We start from the raw sequence: 3,012 nt of genomic DNA, 5'->3' as shown, positions 1-3,012 counted from the left end.
CGGCGCTGGTGAACAAGACGGAGATCACGATGGCGGAGGCGGTCGGCGTGATGACGGGGGCGTCCCTATCGGTGTAGCGCTGATTGCCTTGATCGCCTTTTCCACTCGTGGGCGACTACCAGCAGACGGCAGACAGCAGGAGCTACAGCACGCAGTTCCGGAGGATTTCGGAAGAACGGGCGCGCCGCAAAGCGGTCGCGCCCGATTTCCTTTGCGGTAGGGAAATCGGCGGCGGCGCATCGCGCCGACCGCCGCTTTCCATATTCCTCCGGCACTGCGTGCTGTAGTTCCTGCCGTCTGCCGTCTGCGGTTCCGCGCCGTTTGCAGTCAACCGCCGTTTGCAGTCAACCGCCGTTTGCGGTCCCGCCGTTTCGCGGTGCACTTTTCGCGCATGCGCACACCTTCCCTCTTCGCCGCCCTCGCGGCCACGCCCTTCGTGCTCGCGGCGCAATCGTCGCCCACGATGCCCCCGGTCAACGACAAGCCCAACCCCTACACCACCGTCGAGGGATGGGCTAAGCTCCCCGACGGTCGCACGTGGGGCTCCACCAGTGCCGTCGCCATCGACAAGGACGGCAAGCACATCTGGGTCGCCGAACGCTGCAGTGTGAACAACTGCGCCGGATCGCAGCTCGCGCCCGTACTCAAGTTCGATGCCGCCGGAAAGCTGGTGGCGTCGTTCGGCGCGGGGATGATCCTCTCGCCGCACGGCATTCACGTGGACCGCGACGGCAACATCTGGGTGGTGGACTGCGCCTGCACGCTCGGCGCCACGCAGGCGCCCGCCGGCAAGGGACACCAGATCCACAAGTTCAGCCCCACCGGCACGCACCTCATGTCGCTCGGTGCCCCCGGCGGCGGCCGCGACTCGGCGTTCTTCTGGCAGCCCAACGCCATCGTGACCGCGGCCAATGGCGACATTTACGTGGCCGAGGGCCATTCGTCGCGCGCCGGTGCGAACGCGCGCGTGCTCGTGTTCGACAAGGCCGGCGCCCTCAAGAAGACGTGGGGCACCTGGGGCAAGGGTGAGGGGCAGCTCGATCAGCCGCACGCGCTCGCCTTCGACAGCAAGGGACGCCTCTTCATCGGCGACCGCGGCAACGACCGCATTCTCATCGTGGATCGCGACTTCAAGATCCTCGAGACGTGGTATCAGTTCAGCCGGCCCAGCGGCATCTGGATCGACAAGAACGACATGATCTACGTGGCCGACTCGGAGAGCGGCTCGGTGAATCCGCCGCATGGCGCGTGGACGCGCGGCATTCGCATTGGCAGCGCCAAGACGGGCGACGTGACGGCGTTCATTCCCGACCCCGAAGCAAAACCCGCCAGCACCAGCAGCGCCGAAGGGGTCGCTGTCGATGCGGCGGGCAACATCTACGGCGCCGAGGTCGGGCAGAAGGCGCTGAAGCGGTACGAACGGAAGAAGTGAGGGGCTGATATCGCGTGTGGGGCTGAGGAGTTTGTAGTCGACAAACTCCTCAGCCCCATCGCGATTTCCGACCTTACTTCTTCGGCAACTTCATCGCCACCAGGCTCGTATTCTCCTCCGCGCCGGTCGCGAACACGATGTACTGCTGTCCCTTGTGCAGGAACGTCATCGGCACGGCGGTGGTCTTGGCGGGGATCTGCACGGTGGCCACGGTCTTGCCGGTGTTCTTGTCGAGCGCGAACAGCTTGGGCGGCTCACCCGGCAGACCGCCGCTGCGGCCGGTGCCGTAAATCACGAGCGTCTTGGTGGTGATCGCCTGCGCCTGCCCACGGCCCGGCAGCGGCGGCAGCGTCACGCCCGCGAAGAGCGGATCGCGGCTCGTCTGCTTGATGAAGCCCGCGTTGGGCGCCCACCAGGCCTTGTCACCCGACTTGAGATCGTACGCGGTGATGCCGCCGTGCTCCTTGGGCTTGGCGATGGAGATACCGCCGATCATCGAGCCTGACGCGCGGCCACCGAAGCCTACGTTCTCCGGCTTCTTGTAGCCTTCCGGCGTGGGAAGCGCGCCCAGCAGGCCGCAGTTGCTGGCCGGCGAGCTGTACGCGAACTCACTGCACGGGTCGTTGAGCAGCGTGGTGGTGCTGAGCCCCGTGATGCTCGCCACGAAGATCTTCCCCGTTTCCGGGTCGATCGTAGCGCCACCGTCGATGTTCACACCACCGCTCGCGCCCGGCGCGTACCACGCGCACTTGTAGCCCGAGGCATCCTTTCCGTCGGCCGCAGCGGGCGGGATGTAGTACGGACCCATGCGGCACCGCTTCGCGAGCACGAGCGCCGAGTCGCGAATGGCCGGCGTGTAGTCGATGAGGTCGGCCTCCACGAGGCCCTGCTGCGCGTACGGCGCGGGCTTGGTGGGAATGGGCTGCGTGGGCGCTGACTCTTCACCCGGCACACCGCTCTTGAGCACCGGCATTTCCGGCATCGGCCAGATGGGCTGGCCGGTGATGCGATCGAACACGTACAGCCACCCCTGCTTCGTGGGCTGCGCGACGACCTTGCGCGGCTTGCCGTCGATGGTGACGTCCATGAGGTTGGGCGCCATCGGGGTGTCGTAGTCCCAGATGTCGTGGTGCACCATCTGGAAGTGCCACTTCCGCTTGCCCGTCTTCACATCGAGCGCGACGAGCGAGTTGCCGAAGAGATTGTCGCCCGGGCGATGTCCGCCGTATTCGTCCATGAGCGGCATGCCCACGGGGATGTACACGGTGCCGAGCGCTTCGTCGGCCGCGTACGGCGCCCACGCGTCGGTCTTACCCACGCCCTTCGTGCCTTCCTTGGAGCCGTTCTTCCACGTGTCGGCGCCGAACTCACCGGGCTGCGGCACGAGGTTGAACTTCCACAGCAGCTTGCCCGTGGGAATGTCGAACGCGCGGATCGTGCCGATCGGGTTCGACGCGCGGATGGGGTAGTAGCCGTGGATCGACGAGTTGCCCACGATGAGTACATTGCCCACGACCATCGGCGGCGAGCTCGCGGCGATCTGGCTCAGGATACCGACCGTGCCGTCGGCGCCGATCTTC

Annotated in this window: 2 protein-coding genes; one reads left to right on the top strand and one right to left on the bottom strand. The window is 66.3% G+C overall.

Going from position 1 to position 3,012, the window contains the following annotated elements; genetic code table 11:
* The first annotated feature begins 391 nt into the window (after window positions 1–391).
* Window positions 392–1,432, top strand: a complete 1,041-nt coding sequence (locus tag ACIQ6O_RS15535) for a hypothetical protein (protein ID WP_396208687.1) — start codon at window positions 392–394, stop codon at window positions 1,430–1,432.
* Between the two features lie 73 nt (window positions 1,433–1,505).
* Here the strand turns inward: ACIQ6O_RS15535 and ACIQ6O_RS15530 are convergent.
* Window positions 1,506–3,012, bottom strand: a 1,507-nt coding sequence (locus ACIQ6O_RS15530; protein ID WP_396208686.1) for a PQQ-binding-like beta-propeller repeat protein, incomplete at its 5' end; no start/stop codon positions are given.

The organism is Gemmatimonas sp. (assembly GCF_044345575.1).
Taxonomy (GTDB): domain Bacteria; phylum Gemmatimonadota; class Gemmatimonadetes; order Gemmatimonadales; family Gemmatimonadaceae; genus Gemmatimonas.
This window is presented reverse-complemented; position numbering and strand designations above follow the sequence as displayed.